This window comes from Capnocytophaga sp. oral taxon 863 str. F0517 (assembly GCF_000466425.1).
GTDB lineage: Bacteria > Bacteroidota > Bacteroidia > Flavobacteriales > Flavobacteriaceae > Capnocytophaga.
The window spans coordinates 1-4,493 of sequence record NZ_KE992168.1; the positions used below are offsets into that span (position 1 = coordinate 1).

1 protein-coding gene is annotated in these 4,493 nt (G+C 43.4%); it reads right to left on the minus strand.

Annotation, left to right across the window (positions count from 1 at the left end; genetic code table 11):
* Nucleotides 1-4,493: hypothetical protein (locus tag HMPREF1551_RS09035; protein ID WP_021628810.1), on the minus strand; the 4,493-nt coding region annotated here is incomplete at both ends.

Sequence of the window (4,493 nt, forward strand, 5' to 3'; positions counted from 1 at the left end):
CATTCTGACGTGAACCATTCTGACCGAAGATTACTACATAGGCCCTGTCTACATCACAGTTGAAGTAGTCCACCGTCTTATTCTGTACCACATTTAACTGTGGATTGCGCTTGATTACAAAATCTTGAGAGATGTCACAAGGCTGATTGTCTGCAAACTTCGCCTGACGGGTATCTACTATATGTAAGGTATAGTTGCCCGGTGCTAAGTTCGTTAGCGATAAGTTCTCATCCGTCTTGGTGCCTTCTCTTAGCTTGGTGGTATTGCCCTGTGCAGTCAAGTACCACTTATAGTTGGCTCCAAAGTTGCTTACCCTTGTGCTTACCTTACCATCATTGGCTCCATAACAAGACTCTTCCACTGGAACTGGAGTGGTCATACTGAGCTGCTTACCTGAAGCGAGCGTAAGAGCTACATCCACATAGCGGGTAGGACAATGCATAGGGCCTTGCCATACTTCGATGTCATCGATAGCAAAGTCATTACCACACCAATGATTACGTGTGTTTTGGATTTGTATCTTTACACGAGTCACGTTACCAGGGTTGATTTCCCCAATATCATCAGAGGACACACGTACCCATTCTAAACTTCCTTGAGTATTATAAGGAATTGATCCTGATGTAATTTGTCCTAATGGAGTATTAGTTACAGCATCTAGTACACGTACACGAATATCTGGTTTCTCAAGTACTCCACAATACTCATGATTTCTAGGTGTATCTTTATTCAAGTTAAATACATATACCTCAAAACCAATAGGTGCATTAGGTTCTATATCTACTATTTTTTCATAGAGGGTTTCTCCTTGTCCAAGGTTAGATCCCATATCCACAAACATAAAGCGTCCTTTATCTTTAGCACCATTGGAGGTGTGATCCTTAGGAGCATCTGCCACCCAAAGTCTTTGATTTGAAGTACCACCATGATATGAACAAGCACTTGGACTAAACCATTTTTGATGATGTTCCGCATAATTGGTTATCATATATTGGTTAGGATTTGCAGCACAATCATGATAAGTAAAGTTTGGCGAGATACTTGTAGTAGCCGGATCACGACCCAAGCCTGCAAAGTTTGTAGTAGGCCCTTCCCCGAAGTCTTCACGGAAGAGGAGCTTCTTAGGTGTTACCGTTTTCTTATAGAAGATACGGCTTACTTTAGAATTGCCTGCATCGGCTACTGTAAAGGTTTGCTTTCCTACGGAGCCTATGCGGTCATAATTTCCTACATATTCTCCTGGAGGAGTCGTTCCATTGGCACGGGTTTCTATATGGTAGCTATAGTCTGTACGGTCAGAGGTATAAGTTACCTGAGCTGCGCCGGCACAATCATAAACTATGGTTGGAGTTATCTGAGGAGCCTGTATAGGTTGTTCTACTTGTATCGTCAAGGACTTGTTACAAGCAGTTGCCCCTGCAGGTGGATTGCTACTTTCTACTATTATTTCGTAAGCACCTGGTTTCAAGCCATCAAAACGGAGTTCAGCGGCATTGAAGGTCACCCCTGTCAAAGTGGTAGGCACCCCATTCCAAGGTCCATTGTTTATCTTTATATTATATTTATTTGCTGGTCCTACCCCACCACCGGTACCATTACCTCCGGAGAGGTTGGATAACTTGATAGAGGCATGTGCATGTCCAGCAGGGTTGGTTCCATTTCCTGCATTATCGATACAAGCCAAGTGAGATACCATAGCAAAAGCCTGTAGAGGCCCAGCCCCTTCAGCGATAGTCGCTGTAATATCTTGATAGTCAATCCCTGAAGTAGTTACCCAGTTACCATGATCATCAAGTTCACGATAAGGCTCTTCTGGATAGGAACATTCCTTGGTGCCTCGTTTGTAATAGATTCTCGCACGGTATTCCCCTGCGGTAAGGCCTGTAAAGGTCTCAGTTGCTTGTCGTGTCCAAGAACCATTAGTTGGGTAAGCAGAACCTACTTTCTTTTGGATAGCATAAGTGATTTCATACTTAGACAAATCAAAAGAAGGGTTGATCGAAGTGATCTTAAGCATCCCTGAGGTAGGCTCACAGTCCGCATCCTGTACCTTTGTTAGGGTAAAGGTAGGTTTTGGCTGGATTGTATATGCTACATCACGTCTTACAGTACAACCATTGGCATCCTTGAGCTCAAGGGTATAGTTCTTCGTACCGGTAGTAAATGCCGGATCGTTGATACTAAAGGTATGGGTTGTATTGGTTCCGTTGTTAGCGGTGATTGTATTGATTCCAGTTCCTGAAAGTGTTAAGGTATAATTTGGAGTACCTCCTTGGTAGGTTACCGAGATTTTTTTGGTAGGGCCACAAGAAGGATCCTCTGGATTCGCAGTCAAGAGTTTTAGCTCTGGTTTCTCAACAATCTCTATCTCTCTTATAGGAGAGGTACAAGTATTGGTACCTTCCGTTACCTGCAACTTCACCTCATAAGTTCCCTTGATAAGCGAAGCCAAGGCCGCTGCTGCTGTTGTATTTTCAGAGTTACGCTCTGCATCAGTATTCACCTCATATTCGGCTACTGAGGTATTAGGCGTACCGCGTCGCTCTACGATCACTTTTACCGGAAGGGTAACATCGGAAGAGAGCTGTACCTTAAGCTTACCTCCGGAAGGATTGTTACCCACACAGAGGACATCCGTTTTGGTAAGAGTAAAGTTGGCATCAGCTCCATTTCCTGAAGAAGTAGCCAGTACGGTAGCTAATTTTTCAAAGCCACAGACATTATTTTGGTATTGAGAAGCTCCGTTAGGCAATTTCTTACGGAAGAGTACTATATAATTGCCTGCCGCTGTTACTTCATGGTTAAAGCTTAGCGCTGGTACATTAGTCCAATCCACCGCATTGGAATTTCCTACTACCTTATATTGATAGTTCATATCGGGTATACCGGAGATCTTAAGCCATCCTTTGTTTTGGGCACTACCGCCGCTACAAGCTAAAGCTGTGATGTTTCTCTTCTCTAAGATAAAACCTGGATCATTGCTTCGAGATGCCCCAAAGTAATAGTCCATCTCACAGTTACCTGGCGTTTTGACTGTAATCCCAAAGTGAGTACCTCCATTGGTATCAGTAGCCACCTCAGTGGCAGGAAGTGTATAAGCAAGACCCGTAGCCTTCTCCGCCCAGCTACCTCTGGCTGCTGGTATCGGAGTAGGAGGACAAGAAGCGGTGGTAGAAGTGGTACCTGTATATTTGAACCACTTCACCTCACTACCTGCGGGCACATCAGCTGTCAGATATACCTGAGCTCCACATACTGCAATTTGTAGATAGTCCAAACCGGTGTTGTTACATACCTCCTTAGCGGTTACTGCACTGTTAGCACGCAAGGGGTGTAAGGCAGCATTTCCACTACGAGGCTGTATATTATAGGTAATAGTACTCACTTGATTACAAGTACCTCCGGTTCGGGTAAGGATATAAGTCCCTACTCCGGTTACGGTGTATTTTTGGGAATTACCCACTACCCCCTGACCTTGTTTGGTCCAGCTATAAGAGGTATAGCCAGCCCCACCATCGAGTTCCATAGCGGAACAGTAAGGTAAGGTATTGCTACCCACCAAAGCACAAGGAGCATCTTCAATGTAGAAGGTGGTAGGGGCAGGTTTACAATCTGCTGCTGCTTTATGAGAGAGTGTCTCTCTATTTGTCTCTGTAGGATTAACTGTATTGTATATAAGTTTAGGTTGAAAATCTAACTTATTACTACAAGCATCTCTTAAGGCATTACAATCATTAGTCGTTTTTACCTTAAGCATAATGGTTAAGAAAGGATCCCCTGCTGCAAAGCTATTAGGTTGCATATTAAAGGTAAGCTTCGTCTGCCCGTTTTCTGGAGTTGAAGTAGGTGCACTTACTCCAGAAGGCAAAGAACCATCAATCCCTACATAAGTAAGATTTTTAGGTAGCAATGCTTCCATCTTAAGACTTGTTGGAATACCTGTTCCTATGTTACGTATTTTTATCTGATACTTAAGTTCTGTATTGAGAGGTATACGTTGGCCTGCTACATCCACATGAGCTGTATTCAACACTTTAGTTTCCATTTCATATACAGGACGTTGTGTTGATACTGAAATAGCGCTCACAATATTGATAAATGCATCATATCCTCCATCATTTGCTATAAAAGTAGTACTCAGAGAGGTTGATCCTGCAGGTGTTGGAGTAGAGAATATAGAAACATCCCAACCTCTTGTATTCTGTGGGGTTTCATTGTGGTAAGTAACGGTTCCATTAAAAAAGTTATTAGGCAAACGCCCATTATAGTTGGCATAGTTCGCATTCACATTGAATCGGTCTCCTGACACAGCAGCCTCTCCTCCCAAGGTAACTTGACCAAAGGAATCCCAGTTTCCTGCACTTGAAAAACCACTCAAGAGTCTATTCCTACTAAGGGCTCCCCCTGCTCCTACACGTTCAAAGCCATCTTCTATACGGATCATTCTTTCTTGATCAAGCTTAGGGTCTTCGTATACAACGACCATAGCCCAA